At 36.4% G+C, this 16827-nt stretch carries 20 protein-coding genes; 11 read left to right on the top strand and 9 right to left on the bottom strand.

Annotation, left to right across the window (positions count from 1 at the left end):
• From GW534_RS16285 to GW534_RS16275, 3 genes are all read right to left on the bottom strand, one after another.
• Positions 1–103 (bottom strand): AraC family transcriptional regulator (locus tag GW534_RS16285; RefSeq protein WP_407670423.1); only part of this gene is annotated, 103 nt, incomplete at its 3' end.
• A gap of 110 nt (positions 104–213) precedes the next feature.
• A complete protein-coding gene (locus GW534_RS16280) occupies positions 214–372 on the bottom strand; it encodes a hypothetical protein (RefSeq protein WP_246203816.1) in 159 nt (52 codons plus the stop codon).
• Positions 373–738: a hypothetical protein gene (locus GW534_RS16275; RefSeq protein ID WP_246203814.1), complete on the bottom strand. Its 366-nt coding sequence runs from the start codon at positions 736–738 to the stop codon at positions 373–375.
• 184 nt (positions 739–922) lie between these two features.
• On the opposite strand from GW534_RS16275, the gene GW534_RS00960 reads away from it, so the two are divergent.
• The 4 genes from GW534_RS00960 to GW534_RS00945 all read left to right on the top strand — a co-directional run bounded on the left by GW534_RS00960 (position 923) and on the right by GW534_RS00945 (position 3612).
• Positions 923–1861, top strand: coding sequence for a glycoside hydrolase family 65 protein (locus GW534_RS00960; RefSeq protein ID WP_161919186.1), 939 nt, complete (start codon positions 923–925; stop codon positions 1859–1861).
• A 160-nt stretch (positions 1862–2021) separates the two neighbouring features.
• Entirely contained in the window at positions 2022–2708 is a 687-nt protein-coding gene (gene sfsA / locus GW534_RS00955; protein WP_161919183.1) for a DNA/RNA nuclease SfsA, read from the top strand.
• A gap of 184 nt (positions 2709–2892) precedes the next feature.
• The gene (locus tag GW534_RS00950) at positions 2893–3210 is read left to right on the top strand and encodes a YwdI family protein (protein WP_161919182.1); all 318 of its coding nucleotides are present in this window, start codon (positions 2893–2895) and stop codon (positions 3208–3210) included.
• A 30-nt stretch (positions 3211–3240) separates the two neighbouring features.
• On the top strand, positions 3241–3612 hold the full coding sequence (locus GW534_RS00945; RefSeq protein WP_161919181.1) for a DUF423 domain-containing protein: 372 nt from the start codon (positions 3241–3243) through the stop codon (positions 3610–3612).
• 73 nt (positions 3613–3685) lie between these two features.
• Here the strand turns inward: GW534_RS00945 and gerQ are convergent, their stop codons facing one another.
• The 3 genes from gerQ to hemQ all read right to left on the bottom strand — a co-directional run bounded on the left by gerQ (position 3686) and on the right by hemQ (position 5690).
• Positions 3686–4183 (bottom strand): spore coat protein GerQ, encoded by a 498-nt coding sequence (gene gerQ, locus GW534_RS00940; protein WP_246203810.1) that lies wholly within the window; start codon positions 4181–4183, stop codon positions 3686–3688.
• 87 nt (positions 4184–4270) lie between these two features.
• Complete coding sequence (locus GW534_RS00935) at positions 4271–4693, bottom strand: cell wall hydrolase (protein ID WP_161919180.1); 423 nt, start codon at positions 4691–4693, stop codon at positions 4271–4273.
• Between the two features lie 250 nt (positions 4694–4943).
• A complete protein-coding gene (gene hemQ / locus GW534_RS00930; protein WP_161919179.1) occupies positions 4944–5690 on the bottom strand; it encodes a hydrogen peroxide-dependent heme synthase in 747 nt (248 codons plus the stop codon).
• 280 nt (positions 5691–5970) lie between these two features.
• Here hemQ and pta point away from each other — a divergent pair, with 280 nt between their 5' ends.
• Together pta and GW534_RS00920 are read left to right on the top strand one after the other, a co-directional pair.
• Complete coding sequence (pta, locus tag GW534_RS00925; RefSeq protein ID WP_161919178.1) at positions 5971–6945, top strand: phosphate acetyltransferase; 975 nt, start codon at positions 5971–5973, stop codon at positions 6943–6945.
• A 1279-nt stretch (positions 6946–8224) separates the two neighbouring features.
• Positions 8225–9064 carry a lipoate--protein ligase family protein gene (locus GW534_RS00920; protein WP_161919177.1) on the top strand — a complete coding sequence of 280 codons (840 nt, stop codon included), beginning with the start codon at positions 8225–8227 and terminating at the stop codon, positions 9062–9064.
• Between the two features lie 183 nt (positions 9065–9247).
• On the opposite strand, the gene GW534_RS00915 is transcribed toward GW534_RS00920, so the two are convergent.
• Complete coding sequence (locus GW534_RS00915; RefSeq protein WP_161919176.1) at positions 9248–9961, bottom strand: RsfA family transcriptional regulator; 714 nt, start codon at positions 9959–9961, stop codon at positions 9248–9250.
• A gap of 372 nt (positions 9962–10333) precedes the next feature.
• On the opposite strand from GW534_RS00915, the gene GW534_RS00910 reads away from it, so the two are divergent.
• The 3 genes from GW534_RS00910 (at position 10334) to GW534_RS00900 (ending at position 12659) form a co-directional block, all read left to right on the top strand.
• Positions 10334–10555 carry a DUF1450 domain-containing protein gene (locus GW534_RS00910; protein ID WP_161919175.1) on the top strand — a complete coding sequence of 74 codons (222 nt, stop codon included), beginning with the start codon at positions 10334–10336 and terminating at the stop codon, positions 10553–10555.
• A gap of 135 nt (positions 10556–10690) precedes the next feature.
• A complete protein-coding gene (locus GW534_RS00905) occupies positions 10691–12001 on the top strand; it encodes an HD domain-containing protein (protein ID WP_161919174.1) in 1311 nt (436 codons plus the stop codon).
• A 148-nt stretch (positions 12002–12149) separates the two neighbouring features.
• Positions 12150–12659 carry a YwgA family protein gene (locus GW534_RS00900; protein ID WP_161919173.1) on the top strand — a complete coding sequence of 170 codons (510 nt, stop codon included), beginning with the start codon at positions 12150–12152 and terminating at the stop codon, positions 12657–12659.
• A gap of 196 nt (positions 12660–12855) precedes the next feature.
• On the opposite strand, the gene GW534_RS00895 is transcribed toward GW534_RS00900, so the two are convergent.
• Positions 12856–13041, bottom strand: a complete 186-nt coding sequence (locus tag GW534_RS00895; protein WP_161919172.1) for a 2-hydroxymuconate tautomerase — start codon at positions 13039–13041, stop codon at positions 12856–12858.
• 242 nt (positions 13042–13283) lie between these two features.
• On the opposite strand from GW534_RS00895, the gene GW534_RS00890 reads away from it, so the two are divergent.
• Positions 13284–13943 carry a site-2 protease family protein gene (locus GW534_RS00890; protein WP_161919171.1) on the top strand — a complete coding sequence of 220 codons (660 nt, stop codon included), beginning with the start codon at positions 13284–13286 and terminating at the stop codon, positions 13941–13943.
• Positions 13944–14055: 112 nt separating this feature from the next.
• Entirely contained in the window at positions 14056–14565 is a 510-nt protein-coding gene (locus GW534_RS00885) for a YwhD family protein (protein WP_161919170.1), read from the top strand.
• Positions 14566–14627: 62 nt separating this feature from the next.
• On the opposite strand, the gene GW534_RS00880 is transcribed toward GW534_RS00885, so the two are convergent.
• Positions 14628–16703: a transglycosylase domain-containing protein gene (locus GW534_RS00880; RefSeq protein ID WP_161919169.1), complete on the bottom strand. Its 2076-nt coding sequence runs from the start codon at positions 16701–16703 to the stop codon at positions 14628–14630.
• Between the last annotated feature and the right edge of the window lie 124 nt (positions 16704–16827).

Here is a 16827-nt window from a genome sequence, read left to right as displayed (position 1 = left end):
TAAGCTCCTTAAACTTTTTCGGTGTAACCCCAGTATATTTTTTAAATAAATGCGTGTAATAACTTTGGTTACAAAATTGAAACAAACTACTAATTTGCGACAAAGGTAAATCCGTATGTAATAAGAAGTACTTGGATTCCTCAATTTTTTTTTCGATTAATAAAATCAATTAATGTTGATCCGGTTTCCTTTTTAAAAATATCAGATAAATAACTATAAATAACTTGGGCTAACATATAACTCTTTTGCTAAAGACTGAAGCGATAAATCTTGCAATATATGATTATGTATATATGAAATAGCCTGATTAACTATGGTAGAATAACGATTCATTTGTTCTTTTTCTAACGCATCAATAAACGTATAGACCATCTATTCTTCAAAGCATTGCAGTTGTTTAAAGACTTCCATTCTTTCAATCTGTTGAATGATGACATCACTTAAGTTATACGCAGTATCCGGATTTACTCCACCACGTATGATAGCTCGTGTAAATAATGTACACGAACAAATTAATGAATTCCGTAATGAGCGCATAGGTGTACTTGCTAATTTAGCCCGTTGGAGTTGGTTAATATCGTTTAACGCAGCAATTGCTTCCTTTCGGTTTCCTAATTGAATTGCTGTTAATAATTTTTGTTCTTGTTGATAAGAGCGATGTAAAAACTCCTTTTGTCGATTCTCAATTCTTGTTTTATAAAAGTCATTTAAGATACTGTCGCGCACTGTTTTTTCCAAATTTCATCACCGTCCATGAACATTCACAAAAATTTTAACAAATAACAAAAATTCTTAATATAATTGTAAGCGGTTTCAGGGTAAAGTTCAAATTGAAAGGATAAAAAATAATAGGGGGCTTAAAGATGAAAAAGTCTAGAGAACTGACGAAGTCCAAGAGCGACAAGTACTTTCTGAAGTGACAATGGATTTAACAGGTACAGTAATTTTTGAAAAGCGAAATGTGCATGTCGATACCCTTCGTCACGGTGAGAATCTAGTGGTGAGCGGAAAAGAAATTCAAAAAGCAATCCGCGAGCTAACTTTTGACCAATTGTTATTAGAACAAGAAGCCTATTTAAAAGAGTTTTGGAATACAGCTGATATAAAAATTAATGGCGACGAAGGCATTCAAGAAGGAATCCGTTTTAACCTGTACCAATTGCTTCAATCCGCAGGTCGCGATCAATATTCTCATATTGCAGCAAAAGGCTTGTCTGGTGAAGGCTATGAAGGGCATTATTTCTGGGATACGGAAATTTATATGTTACCAGTCTTCATTATGACAAAACCAGATATTGCCCGCGGACTTTTACTTTACCGCTATTCGAAACTTGATCAAGCAAGGGACCGGGCAAGGGAAATGGGGCATAAAAAAGGTACCTTATATCCGTGGCGGACAATTTCAGGAACGGAATGTTCTCCATATTATCCAGGTGGATCTGCCCAATATCATATAAGCGCAGATATTGCCTATAGTTTCATTCAATATTACTTGGCGACGGGTGATGAAGAGTTTTTACATGAATATGCGGCGGAAGTTTTATTTGAAACTGCGAGACTATGGATTGAAACAGGTCATTTCCGTGACGTAAAATTTCGGATTGACAGTGTAACCGGTCCTGATGAGTATACAGCCCTTGTCAATAACAACTATTACACAAATGTTATGGCAAAATACAACTTAGTTTGGGCTGCAAAAGCTTATAAAGAGCTGGCGAATAAAAATAAAGTGAAATTTGACGATTTAGTTGGACGTTTGCAACTAGATGAAAATGAAGTTTTAGAGTGGCTACGTGCAGCTGAAAACATGTATCTACCATATGAATCTTGGCCCAGTTATAGATCTATACGTATTCAATAAACCGTATACGATTAATGAAAATGAAACTTTAGAAATTGAAATTTAATAAGATCAGCTCCCCACATAACAAGTCGGGGAGTTTTTTCTTTTATATAGTGGGGCGCATTCGTATTTATTGTTATAATGTAATCAAACGTTTGATTGAGGTTGTGAGTGAAAATTGAAATATAGTCAAGTCGTACAAGGTCATTTTATCCGACGAGTAAATCGATTCATTGCTGAAGTATTCATTGACGGTGAAGTGGAAATTGTTCATGTGAAAAATACCGGCCGTTTAAAAGAGTTATTAATAGAAGGTGCAGAGATTGCCCTCGAATCGAGACAAAATCCGAATCGAAAAACGAAGTACTCTTTAATTGCGGTTAAGAAGGGCTCTGGGTGGGTGAATATCGATTCGCAAGTGCCGAATGCGGTTGTGTATGATGCATTATTAGCTGGGAAAATACGTGAGTTTAGTGGGCTTACGAAAGTGAAGAGGGAAGTTACTTTTGGTGGTTCACGGTTTGATATATATTTTGAAGATGGAATCAAGAAAGGTTTTATTGAAGTAAAAGGGGTTACGTTAGAGAAGGATGGGGTCGCGATGTTTCCTGATGCTCCGACCGAACGGGGGACAAAGCATATTTACGAAATGATTAAAGCCGTTGAGGCAGGCTATTCAGGTCATATCTTTTTCCTCATCCAAATGCAAGGATGTCTCTCGTTTATGCCGAATGGTGAGATGGATTCAGCATTTTCTGAAGCCCTAAAGCGTGCAGATCAGGCTGGTGTCCAAATCCATGCCTATGATGCCCTCGTCTTGCCTGATGAAATAACAATTAGTGAACGGATTCAAGTGCAGTTATAAAAGTTGCTGTTCTTTCGAAGAGCAGCTTTTTTGTTTTAATCAAACGTTTGATTGAAGGTGTAAGTACATAAATATTTTGACAAAATCTTGAAACTTCAAGCGAATCTTCATTAGCTATTCGCTTAATTTTAATATATTATGTAAAATAATATTAATAACGTTCGTTAAAAGAAAAGGTGATAATATGAATATTTCATACTATACCATTTTGAAAAAAATGGAAGAAAAATTAATAGAAGCAAAAGCAACAAATTCAAATACTCAAGTAAGAGAACAAGTGCAGGCGATTAAAACGCTTTGTGAAGTAATTTTAATGGAAGAAGCTGCAGCTGAAGCATCCTATCAACCTGCGGCTCAAACACAAGTTCAATCGAGACCAATTCAATACCAAGCTCAACCAACTGTTATTTCAACACCAACACCTTCAACATCTCCAACTTTAGGTGAAAAACGTTTAGAAACCGAAGATGGTGCAAATGGAGATTCGCTCTTTGATTTTTAAATAAAACAACAATCTATGGGAGAGGATTACATGAACATCTTTTTATTTTTAGGTGCGTTAAACGGGTTTATCGCCGTCGCCTTAGGGGGTTTCGGTGCCCATGGCTTAGAACAGATTCTTGATGCTTCATCCATTTCGACTTGGCAAACGGGTGTCCGTTATGAAATGTTGCATGCTGTAGCCCTTGTTGCCGTTGGTATTTTAAAAGATAAATATCCAAACAGTTCTTTATTAAATTGGGCCGGTTGGTTATTCTTAATCGGTATTATTTGTTTCTCAGGTAGTTTATATATTATGGCGCCAACGGATATTAATTTAGGATTAGTCACTCCATTCGGCGGTGTTCTATTCTTAACAGCATGGACATTACTTATGGTTGCTAGTTTTAAATTAAAAAAATAACAAAAAATAAAACCATCAAAGCAACAAATGAAGTTGTCTTGATGGTTTTCTACTATTTAAAATAAAGACGATATTATCGAGGTTGAGTAGTTGTCAATCCTGGTGCGAATCCACCTAATGGATATTCATATTCGATTTCTTCTTCAAACACAGCATAGTTAAAGTAAATCATCGGTAGTAAGTAACGATATCCTGTTTCAGGATCACTTAAAATTAAATGGTCTCTTCCAGCTGCTTCAATAATTCCACGGAACACTTTTGAATTCCATTCTGTACTACCTTCAAAAGCCATGTAAACTGTAACAAGTCTTCCTTTGTTTAAACGTAAAATATTTTCAATATACGACTGTTCGATTGGCAGCATTCCTGGTGGGTTAATTCCTGTTGTTCCTGTTCCTGGCGTTTGAATTTGTGCTCCTGATGGTATTGGCGGAAAAGCGGGTTGGAATCCTGGTGGTTGCTGAGTTTGGCCAAATTGGAACCCTCCACCTTGTTGGAATGGCATCATTGGTTGCTGTTGTTGTCGATAAGCAGGTTGCCATGCTCCTGGATACCCATAGTTTGAACTCATAATAAAATCCTCCTCATTACCTTTTTAAAATCTTCACTCAAATTCTCTTTATATTTGTGGAAGGGAATGCCTTCACTTTAAAACTTTTTAATAAACCGTAGGGCAATCTGTAACAGTTGGTGCAAAGAAACAATGTGACTTATACCGCCCTGTATTCCACTGATTGTACCATTGGGCAGGGCAGTCTCCTGAAGGTCTGAAAAACCAAAGTGCGTTTTCCGCAGGATGGAATCGTTCACCTTGTATTACTCTTTTTGCTAACCTAATATCAACTTCTCTTGCCGGTTGATAAAAATAGCTTTTTTGTACCGCTTCAAATCCGCCTGGTTGTTGGTAAACCATTTGGTTTATGGATCGAATATCTTTAAAATCTAAACAATCCGCTTTTACTCGGTTTACACCAACATTACCGACAAGTAGCATACCTAATTGGCCATCACCTTCAGCCTCGGCACGCATTAGTCTAGCAAGTAATTTTACTTCCGCGTCTGTATAAGGAATTACAGCCAAAATAATCCCCCCAATTTTAAAAAAGAGTTAGGCTCTAATTGTTAATGTATGAGAATCATCTTGCTTCCGTTCACTATTTGTAAAAATTTTATCGGGGGAGATTCAAGCATGTAACTACACTTAAATATATATGTGGTTTTTAAGAAGCTATTACAACTTTTTAGTGTTATGTAAGAGGATAGAGTGAGGAAAGCATTTTTAAAAATAAAGAACATCCTTTAACCACGTTGATCAAAGGATGTTCTCCGTATTAGATTACTAATAACTTTTCAAATTTTTCTTTATCTAATCGATTTCCAACTAGGAATGGACCGAACTCACCGTAGCGAGCACTTACTTCGTCAAAGCGCATTTCATAAACTAACTTTTTAAATTGTAACACATCATCTGCAAATAATGTTACACCCCATTCCCAGTCATCAAAGCCAACAGAACCGGTAATGATTTGTTTTACTTTGCCGGCATATTTACGCCCCGTTTTACCATGTTGTTTCATAAACTCTTTTCGTTCTTCCATTGTGAGCATATACCAGTTATCATTTCCTTCACGACGTTTGTTCATTGGGTAGAAGCAAATATGGTTTGCCTTTGGTAGGATTGGATATAATCGCTCGCGGATACGTGGATTTTCATAAGGATTTTCTCCCGTTTGTGCTAAATAATTACTTAACTCAACAACAGAAACATATGAATATGCTGGGAGTAAGTAATCTGCTAATTTTGTTTTAGCTAGTTCTGTTTCGATCTCATTAAGTTCTTCCATAGTAGGACGTAAAATCATTAATAGAAGATCTGCTTTTTGCCCAACGACAGAGTAAAAACCATGACTACCTTTCTCTTCTGCCTCTACTGTTGCATATTTATCTAAAATTGCTTGAAATTCTTCAATTGCTGATTTTCGTTCTTCTTCACTTAACATTTTCCAACTTGACCATTCAATAGAACGAAAATCATGTAAACAATACCAACCATCTAAAGTTTGTGCTGCTTCATTCATCTATGTAACACTCCTTCATACTACTTTTTCTTTAATATAGCATACCCAAAGAATGAATGCTCTTGAAATGGTCATGACAATTTTGTGAATGAAAGTGGAGTAGGAAGTCATTGGTGTTTAATGTAGTATTAATATTATTAAACTTAAAAGAAATAATAAATTAGGATATATTTTGTTTTGAAAAAAGATGATAATATTTTCACAAAAACTGCCCATTTGCTTGAATTTTTTTTCACAAATAGTATTCTAAAACTGTAGGAAAAGAAGGAGGAAGTTGTACATGGATTTATTCTCAGTTTTAAAACAAAAAGTTTCAGGAAAAGGCATTTCCATCGTATTTCCAGAAAGTTACGATGAGCGCGTATTAAAAGCTGCAGTGCGTCTTCATCAAGATCAATTAGTTAGCCCAATTTTAATTGGTACTCAAGAAAAAGTAGAAGAAAAAGCAGCAGAACTAGGCGTTTCTGTTGATGGTATACAAATTCTTGATCCGAGTACATATCCAGAATTCGATGTGCTTGTTGAAAAATTCGTAGAACGCCGTAAAGGAAAAGCTACTGAAGAACAAGCTCGTGAAATTTTAAAAGATGAAAACTACTTCGGTACAATGTTAGTTTATACTGGAAAAGCACACGGACTAGTAAGTGGTGCAGCACATTCTACTGCAGATACAGTTCGTCCAGCATTACAAATTATTAAAACAAAACCAGGTGTAAAACGTACTTCTGGTGCTTTCATCATGGTTCGTGACGATGAAAAATATGTTTTCGCTGACTGTGCAATCAACATTACTTTAGATGCCCAAGGTTTAGGCGAAGTAGCTGTTGAAAGTGCGAAAACAGCGAAAATGTTTGATATTGACCCACGTGTAGCAATGTTAAGCTTCTCTACAAAAGGGTCTGCTAAATCTGAAGAAACAGAAAAGGTAATGAACGCAGTAACAGTTGCAAAGGAATTAGATCCAGAATTAGTTGTTGACGGTGAATTCCAATTTGACGCTGCATTTGTTCCATCTGTTGCAGCGAAAAAAGCTCCAGATTCCGTTATTAAAGGTGATGCGAACGTATTCGTATTCCCAAGCCTTGAAGCAGGTAACATCGGTTACAAAATTGCTCAACGTTTAGGTGGATTCGAAGCGGTTGGTCCAATCTTACAAGGATTAAACGCACCAGTTAACGACTTATCCCGTGGCTGTAACGAAGAAGATGTATATAAACTTGCTTTAATTACAGCTGCTCAAAGCTTAATGGATTAAGAAGAATAGTATTTTTGGAAAAGTTGGCTTGATTAGACGACGAGTTTAATTAAGTCAACTTTTTCTATGTGTTATAATGGTTTTTGTGCATTAAATTGAAATATTAAGCTTTTATTTGAAGAAAATAAATGTAATAGGGAATATTTGTATGGGTGTGTATGAGAGAGTTGTTGTGTGGTACGTATTTGGAGGCAGTTATCGTGGAGGGTATTGAGTAATAGTATAGCTCGTGGACATTTTGAGTTAAGAGTACTGTTGTAATGTCAATATGGCATGTCTCGTTGACAAAAAGCCAGAGAGAAAGCATTGAAATGTCCTCGAGAGGTGGCTTCGATGATAAAAAGCCAGAGAGAAAGCTTTAAAATGTCATTGAGAAGCCGTCTCGATGACAAAAAGACAGTGATAAAGCATCGAAATGTCCTCGAGAGGTGGTTTCGATGACAAAAAGCCAGAGAGAAAGCTTTAAAATGTCATTGAGAAGCCGTCTCGATGACAAAAAGCTAATGAGAGATCTTCAAAATGTCCTCGAGAAGTGTTCTCGATGACAAAATGCTAGTGAGAGATCTTCAAAATGTCCTCGAGAAGTGTTCTCGATGACAAAATGCTAGTGAGAGATCTTCAAAATGTCACCGAGAAGTGTTCTCGATGACAAAAAGCTAATGAGAGATCTTCAAAATGTCACCGAGAAGTGTTCTCGATGACAAAAAGCCAGAGATAAAGCATCGAAATGTCCTCGAGAGGTGGTTTCGATGACAAAAAGCTAATGAGAGATCTTCAAAATGTCACCGAGAAGTGTTCTCGATGACAAAAAGCTAGTGAGAGATCTTCAAAATGTCACCGAGAAGCCGTCTCGATGACAAAAAGCTAATGAGAGATCTTCAAAATGTCCTCGAGAAGCAATCTCAAAACCATTTCGCGGAGAAAGTTCACTCAAAGTGTCCAATAAAGCAGTTCTCACGGACATTTAGCAGAGGAAAGTCGCTAGAACTGTCCAATAGATGGTGTCTCACGGACATTTAGCAGAGGAAAGTCGCTAGAACTGTCCAATAGATGGTGTCTCACGGACATTTAGCAGAGGAAAGTCGCTAGAACTGTCCAATAGGCGTCATCTCAAAGACATTTTCGCAAAGGAAATTTGCTCAAACTGTCCAATAGAACATGCCTCAAAGAAATTTCACAATTAAAACCACTCCAAACTGCCAATCCCCATACTAAATCCCAATCCAATCTATAAAAAACACTCATTAAACGAAAGCTAATTTTAAAAAAGGAGAAAATCATGCAAGACGTTCTCAAATTACTCGAACAAGATGAATGGCGGATTATTGATCAATCAAGCTTAGGGCCGCTATTCCATCCACTACAATCCTTTGGAATTGATGATACATTATGTGAAGTTGTAGGTACAGGTAAATCGCCTGCCGTAGCCCGCTCTTGGGTGCACCATAATTCAGTAATCCTCGGTATTCAAGATGTCCGCCTTCCACATCTCAAAGAAGGTCTACAATATCTTGAATCAGAAGGATTACGTTATATTGTTCGCACATCAGGTGGACTTGCTGTCTATTTAGACGAAGGTGTGCTAAACCTTACACTTGTCTTTCCGGAAAGGGAAAAAGGAATCGATATAGATAGTGGTTATGAAGCGATGTACAAGTTCGTTCAAGAGATGTTCGCGGACTTAACGGACGAAATCGAAGCAGGTGAAATTGTTGGCTCCTATTGTCCCGGCAGTTATGACCTAAGTATCAATAAGAAAAAATTTGCCGGTATCTCTCAGCGGAGAGTTAAAAAGGGCGTTGCTGTCCAAATTTACCTTTGTGTAACAGGTAGTGGTAGTAAGCGAGCGGAAATCATTCGTAATTTTTACGAAAAATCAATTCAACAAGAAGAAACGAAAGCTACGTACCCAGATGTAAAACCAGAAGTTATGGCATCCCTTAATGAACTACTTGGAACAAATTTAACGATTAACGATTGTATGCTACGCTTTTTAAAAGTTTTGCAGAAAGTAAGTAAGGGTAAATTTTATAGTAGTGAGCTACAAGGTGAGGAAATTACACTTTACGAGCATTATTATAACCGTGTTGTCGACCGAAATGAAAAGTGGCTTCCGTAAGGCAAAAACTTGATAAAAGAACCACCTTACTTGCGAAATCAGTCACCTAATGCATAAAAAAGGCTGCCTATTTTTATAGACAGCCCTTCTTCGATTTGTTGTTGCCAAAATATAGGTGTCATAAAAGAATAGTCAACCTTCCAAACAAAAAACCCTACATACTTAACTCCTTATAACTAACCATTATTCAGCCATTTTTTCTAAATTGCCATTGCGGTCCATTTTAAATGTCGATGAAGGTTTCTCCTCTTCATCAAACAGGACAAGCTTTCTTGCCCGGTTCATAATTTTAACTAGAGTTTCATAATCTTCTTGCATTGTAGATGCATTTTCTTCTAACTCTTTAATCTTTTTCTCAAGTTCCTCATTTTGCTTACGGAGATCTGCTAGTTCTTTTTTCAATCTTTCATTCTCACTTTTATATGCGACACCTTGTAGATTGGAATGATTTAAGTTTTGCAAGTAACTAATGACTTGGTCTAGCGTAATTCCTTGATTGCTAGAAACTGCAGTACCTGTTGCAACACCAGTACCGACATTCTCACCAGCTCCACTTGAAGCATTAACTTCAGATACAAGTAATTCTGCACTCATCTCCAACTCTTCTGGTGATGGCGTTGGTGGTTGATATAATAATTTTTTCTTACCACCGTGGTCTTTTCCTAACAATCTTTGTCTTTGCTTTCTTTGTTTTTTCGCCAATTGTAAAGCTTTTTCATATTTATGGCGCACAACAGCGTTCCAGCGGAATCCACAAGCGGCACTTGTACGATTTAACTTGTCACCGACCTCTTCAAAAGCATTTAATTGTGTACTTCCTTCTCTTACATGACGTAGGACCGTTTCAGCTAGCAATAAATCATTTTCTTCTGTCCATGCATCTTGACGTACTTTCATATTCTCAACTCCCATTATTCCATTATTGTAAAAATTCTTCGTCAAATACTAGGCTTACTATTAATATGGACAGGATTTAAATGTTTTATACAGCGAAAGTGAAAGGATAATAGTTTTTTTGAAAAAATTTCCGACATAATGTACGAGGAATCGACTTGTTTTTTCATGTTTCTTCATGAATTTGTGACAAATTTGTCTATAGTTGCCAACTTGATATAATAATTTATTCGTTGTAAAATACCTATTAGCATTTAAAAATAAAGCCTTTTAAAAGAATCATCTTAATAATCCGTATAATATATTAAAAGACTTATCGTGAGTGTAATTTCTTATAATTCAATGATAAGAAATTGACGAAAGGACTTGAATTACATGGCAAACGAGTTTCGAGTTTGTGATGAGTGTGATGCGGTAAATTTAAAAACATTAATTCCTAAATTAAAAGAACTAGATCCGGATGCAGAAATTATCATTGGTTGTCAATCGTTGTGTGGACCAGGTTTGAAAAAGACTTTTGCAGTTGTAAACAACCGTCCGAAATTTGCAAAAACGGAAGAGGAATTAATAGAAAAAGTGAAACCAAAACTGAAATAATAATGCACTAGCAAATGTTAAGATTGAATTTGTACTACTTGTGTAACACCTCTTTTTTCCATACATAAAAATAGAGGTGTTATTTATTTAACGAAGAGTAAAAAGAGACCTGACAGTCAGGAAGAAGGTTATAACATGAGCTATGCAACGGAAAAATTAAGAGAAGAAAAAGTATTTAAAGATCCTGTTCATCGTTACGTCCATGTTCGTGATCGTGTTATTTGGGACCTTATTGGTACAAAAGAGTTTCAAAGATTACGGAGGATAAAACAACTCGGCACGACTTATCTAACCTTCCACGGAGCAGAACATAGCCGTTTTGCCCATTCGTTAGGTGTTTACGAGATTGTTCACCGTATTGTCGACGATGTGTTTAAAGGACGAACTGGTTGGGATGAGTCAGATCGCTTACTCTCTCTTTGTGCGGCTTTACTTCACGATTTAGGTCATGGACCATTTTCCCATGCGTTTGAAAAAGTTTTCCAGCTCGACCATGAACAATTCACCCAAGCTATTATTTTAGGGGATACGGAAGTAAACCAAGTACTATCTATGGTAGATAAAGATTTTCCTACAAAAGTCGCCGAAGTAATTGCCAAAACATCTGATAAAAAACTAGTTGTCAGTCTAATATCCAGTCAAATTGATGCGGATAGAATGGATTATTTACTACGGGATGCTTATTACACCGGTGTTAGTTACGGTCACTTTGACATTGAACGGATTATGCGTGTCATGCGTCCGACTGAAGAACAAGTCGTTTTTAAAAAGAGTGGCATGCATGCTGTCGAAGACTACATTATGAGTCGCTATCAAATGTATTGGCAAGTGTACTTCCATCCAGTATCCCGTTCTGCGGAAGTAATTTTAACGAAAATTCTCCAACGTGCAAAAGTATTATATGAAAATTCATATGAATTTAAACATGAGCCAACTCATTTTCTAAGTTTCTTCCAAGGAAAGCCAACCCTTGAAGACTATTTAAAACTTGATGAAGCCGTCGTTCTCTACTATTTCCAAGTTTGGCAAGAAGAAGGCGACGCTATTTTAAAAGACTTATGTTATCGCTTTTTAAATCGCCATTTATTTAAGTACATCGAATTTGACCCAGCTAGCCAATATAAAATGTTCATGGAACTTATCCCACTATTTAAAAAGGCCGGAATTGACCCTGATTATTATTTAGTTTTAGATTCTTCATCGGATCTTCCGTACGATTTTTATCGTCCAGGAGAAGAAGGAGAAAGACTCCCAATTCAGTTGATTATGCCAAACAATGATTTCCGCGAATTATCCCGTGAATCAGAAATTGTGGAAGCAATTAGTGGAAAACGAAGAACTGATCATAAATTATATTATCCGGCAGATTTATTACGTGATGAATCAACAAACCAAGCAACAAAAAGGCAAATAAAACAATTACTTGGTGTCGCCCATAAGTATTAAAACGCTTACAGTGGTTTTTGTCGAATTCGATTTGGTAGCTTAGTTGTTTCTTAAAAAACGAATGAATGAGTTTTTTAAAAAAGTATGTAATATTTTTTGTTACACAAAGTAAAAGATGGTGCAGTAAATTTAGTAGGAGATGAAACGAATGCTTTTGGAACATGCTAAAGTCCTTTACGCAATCCGGTCTGCGAAGGAAATCGTTGGTAGAAAAAAATTACAAAAAATGATTTATATTGCGAAACGACTTTCTTTTCCGTACCAAGAAAAATTTGGTTTCCACTTTTATGGACCTTATTCCGAGGAATTAACGTTACAAGTAGAAGAATTAGTGAATCTAGGCTTTTTGGAAGAAGTAAAAGAAAAAAAGGGCGGTTATTTTCAATATCGTTATAAATTAACGGATAACGGCGAAGAATTTTTGCAAATGAATTCTCTCAATGTGGATGAAAAATTAGAAGCTTGTTTATGTGATATGAATGAACAAAGTTCACGCTTCCTTGAACTAGTTTCCACAATTCTTTACTTTGATGAACTACCTAAAGAAGAAATTTACGAAAAAATCGCCAAAGTAAAAGGAAAGCAAAACTATACGAAAGAAGAAATTGATGAAGCTTTCGAATACATTGCATCACTACAAGCAAAAGCAAATGTTTGAAACAGGGGGACAGGTCCCTCGTACCAAAATTTATCAGCAAAAGTGGAACAGAGGAAGTGGAACAGAGGGACGGGTCCCTTGATTCTATATCAAAATAGAAACACCGAACCCGTCCCCCTGTACCACCCCTGTACCAAAAAAGCATCTTGGAGTCTATTCCAAAATGCTTTTTTGGTATGTATATGGTTAGTATTAATTATTGATCGCTTGCACGGACGCCAGCTGTTGCAAAATGGTTCTTTTTCATTTCTTCAATAATAACAGTGACTCTTTCAGCAGGTGCGCCAGTTGTTTCAGTAACAGCAGCAGTTACTTTTTCAACTAAAACTTTCTTTTGATCGTCACTACGACCTTCTAGCATTTTAACAGTAACGATTGGCATGGGTGTTCCCTCCTGTTCATTAAAAAGTTTTTACCCTTTCTTACTACATACAGTGTGAAATTTCGCTTCTTACACAATTACAGTAAGAAAACTTACTTGCTATTATTATAACGATTTTTCGCTTGTTTAGGATAGGAATTTTTAGAAAATAGAAAAAGAATATTATACGAACTTTGTAGGATGTTAATGCTATCAATAGGTGGTAAAATATAGGAAAAATAAAATCTGTAAGGAGATTATCAATGGACTTTTTAAATTCATTTTTAGCTTTTGATATTCAAATATTACCATACATTATAATTTCGTTAATTATTGCATTTTCCGTCCATGAATTTGCCCATGCCTTCGTTGCATATAAATTTGGTGACCCAACAGCTCATAGACAGGGAAGGATTACGTTAAATCCTTCTGTTCATCTTGACCCGTTAGGAACCCTTTTCTTACTACTATTTGGGTTTGGTTGGGCAAGGCCTGTCCCAGTTAACCGTTTTAATTTTAAAAATCCACGACTCGCAAGTGTCCTTACATCAGTGGCTGGACCATTAAGTAACCTACTACTAGCCTTTATTGGCGGGCTCATTTTATTTATATTTGCTTCGGTTGGAAACGGACCAGTATTAGATTTCTTTGTTAGTTTGTTTTTCTGGTTTATCTATTTAAATGTGTTACTTTTTGTTTTTAACTTAATTCCCATTCCGCCACTTGATGGGTATCGTATTGTTACAGAGTTCCTTTCTAATGAAACCCGGGCAAAATTGAGCCAATATGAAGTTTACGGTGTGCTTATCTTTTTAGTTTTAGTTCTTGTAAAACCTTTATTCAATGTTACGATCGGACCGATTTTAGGGCTTGTCCCACAAATTACAGAATGGATTTTTCAATTTTATGGCGGATTCTTTTAATCATTTGACGATTTATAATATGATAGTAATAGAAGGTATTTAAATACAGTTGATAGTATCGATTTTTAGTAAAAAACTTCTTATGAAAAATACATAAAAAGAGGTGTGAAAATTGGTAGAAAAGAAGAAAACGGTTCATTTCAATATTATTAAAAATGACCCGTTAGATGGTCATAAAGGATATAATCCTGGTGTTCTTAATTTAGAAAACATGACACCAATCTTCATTGACGTTGCGGAACAAGAAGCCTTTATTGATATAGGAGCAATGCATGCGAAGAGTAAAGTAGAAAAAGGGTTACGTTTTGTACCGAATATCGAGGAATTACCTAATCCGAAATGGTATTGGCTCGTTTGGGTAACCGTTGAGCGGAATGAAAACGGTCCTTTTTACTACGGAGTAACTGCTTGTGATTTAGCAACTGACCGTGAAGCTAGACGCGGTTATAAAATTTTCCCAGACCATGTAAATAAAATGGATAAATCATTAAAAGGGCATTTTATTGTCGATCATATGGATGAACCTTCTAAGAAAACGTTAGCGGAGTTTTTGAAAAAACAAGAAGGTGGCCTATGGGAAAACTCCAGTGACGAACTGAAAAAGAAATTAGGTGTAGAATAAAAGAAACTCCTTGGTGTGCGTGCCAAGGAGTTTTTTAATGTAAATATTAGTAATCTAAAACTTTAATCCCACCAATCCAATAAGCGTTTGTACCACGGAGATTGTTCTTGTTCCTTTCTTTGACCGCCATGATCTTTCTCAAAAAAATCCCCATCAGGTCTTTTTCCATCACAATATTCCGTTGGTTCGGTTTCTTTGACAAAATATGTGAATCGTTTTGTTAAACATTTATCCGAGGCAAGGAGTCCCGTTTCTGGATCGATATAAACACCGACAACACCAGAAGTAGGCTTAAAGGATTCAATTGGCGTGCCAGCGAGGGAGGTCTCCATGAAATCAGCCCAAATATTTTTGGCATATTGCCTTTCATCCGTCCGATTAATTTCTTTCCCCTTATCATAACCAACCCATACGGCAGTAACAAGCTTCGGTGTAAAGCCAACCATCCAATTATCATAATCCGTTGTTCCAGATTTTCCTGCATAAATTCGTGTCAGCTTTGAACGGATATTATGTCCGGTTACCGTCGTATAATCGTTTAATCGTTCATCAAATATCCCAGTCATTAAATGGGTTGTTACGAATGCAATATCTTTGTCCAACACTTGAGTTTGATCCAGTTCGTGTTGATAAATGATATCCCCGTTACGGTCAACAATTTTTGTAATAAAAACCGGTTCAACTTTTCGACCACCGTTCGCAAGTAAGCTGTAGGCGTTTGCCAATTCAATCAATCGAACGTTTGATGTACCTAAAGCAGCTGAAGGAACCTCCTTCGTTAATGATTTAATACCAAATCGTTTTGTCGTTTCACTAAGTGTATCCATACCTAAATATAAATGCGTTTTAACGGCATACACATTGTCCGATAAAGCGAGGGCTTGCATTAATGTAATATCATCCTCAGCATAATTATGATTAAAATTATGAGGTGTATACGGGTCACGTCCGTCATTAAAGTTGAACGTTGTTTTTTCACTACGAAATGTCGAAGAAGGTGTAAAACCTTTTTCCAAGGCTGCATAATAAAGAAGTGGTTTAATCGTTGAACCCGGTTGTCTTAATGCTTGCGTTGCCCGGTTAAAACTTGTTTCTCCATAATCACGACCACCAATTAATGCTTTTACATATCCCGTTTGTGGATCCATCGCCACTAATGCCCCTTGAAGCACTGAATTTTTCGGGAATGTTTTTTCAAACTGCTCCTCAGCAATTTTTTGCATATCGAGATCTAACGTTGTATGAATTTCTAAACCACCAAGGGTAATCGTCTGCTCATCTAATCCAATTTCTTTTAACTGGGCCTTCACAACATCTTGAAAGTATGGTGCAACCTTAGGTTTAGTTACCACTTCTTGAGCGGCAAATTCAATCGGTTGTGAAGCTGCAACTGTCGCCTCATCCTTCGATATCCGACCTTGTATTACCATTTCATTTAAAATTAGTTCTTGTCTTTTTTTTGCATTATCAAAGGCAGTTAGAGGTGAATAAAGACTAGGTCCTTTTGGAATACCTGCAAGTAGGGCAGCTTCACTTAGAGTTAAGTCTCTAGCATTTTTATTAAAATAATAAAGGCTTGCGGCTTCAATCCCATATACACCGTGGCCATAATAAATCGTATTTAAATACCCTTCTAAAATGTCATCTTTAGAATAGTTCGTTTCTAATCGTATCGTATGAAAGGCCTCTTTTAATTTTCTAGACCATGTTTTTTCATGACTTAAAAATAAATTCCGAGCATACTGTTGTGAGATTGTGCTCGCCCCTTGTACTTTAGACATCGCTTTAAGATTAGCGACAATTGCTCCGATAATTCGCTTATAATCAAAGCCAGCATGCGAATAAAAATGTTGATCTTCAATTGCCAACGTGGCCTCAACTAAATGTGGAGAAATATCGTCTAAGTCAACCCAATATCGTTTCTGACCACTATTCGTTTCACCGATCATTGACCCATCGGCAGCATAATAAATTGTTGATTGTGGTATTTCAATGGGTGGTGGTCCTGCTATTTTTCCATAAGTATATAATCCTAAAAGCGTTAAAAATAGAATAATAACAAAAAAACTACTGATAACTAAGGAAACTTGGGCCACTTTTAACGTTCGTTTAAAATTTGGATGAGATGTCTGTTTCATTGTTGTATTCCCCCTATGAGAGAAAAAATTTTCATTGAAAAAAGCCTATATCCTAATAGTAAAACTAGATTTTCCAAGTTCAGGGCTTGCCACTTATTTCGTTTTCCCTCATATTATTTAGTAT

Source organism: Pallidibacillus pasinlerensis (assembly GCF_009996845.1).
Taxonomy (GTDB): Bacteria; Bacillota; Bacilli; order Bacillales; family Caldibacillaceae; genus Pallidibacillus; species Pallidibacillus pasinlerensis.
Note: the sequence above shows the minus strand (reverse complement) of the source record. Positions and strands in the feature narration are given on the sequence as shown.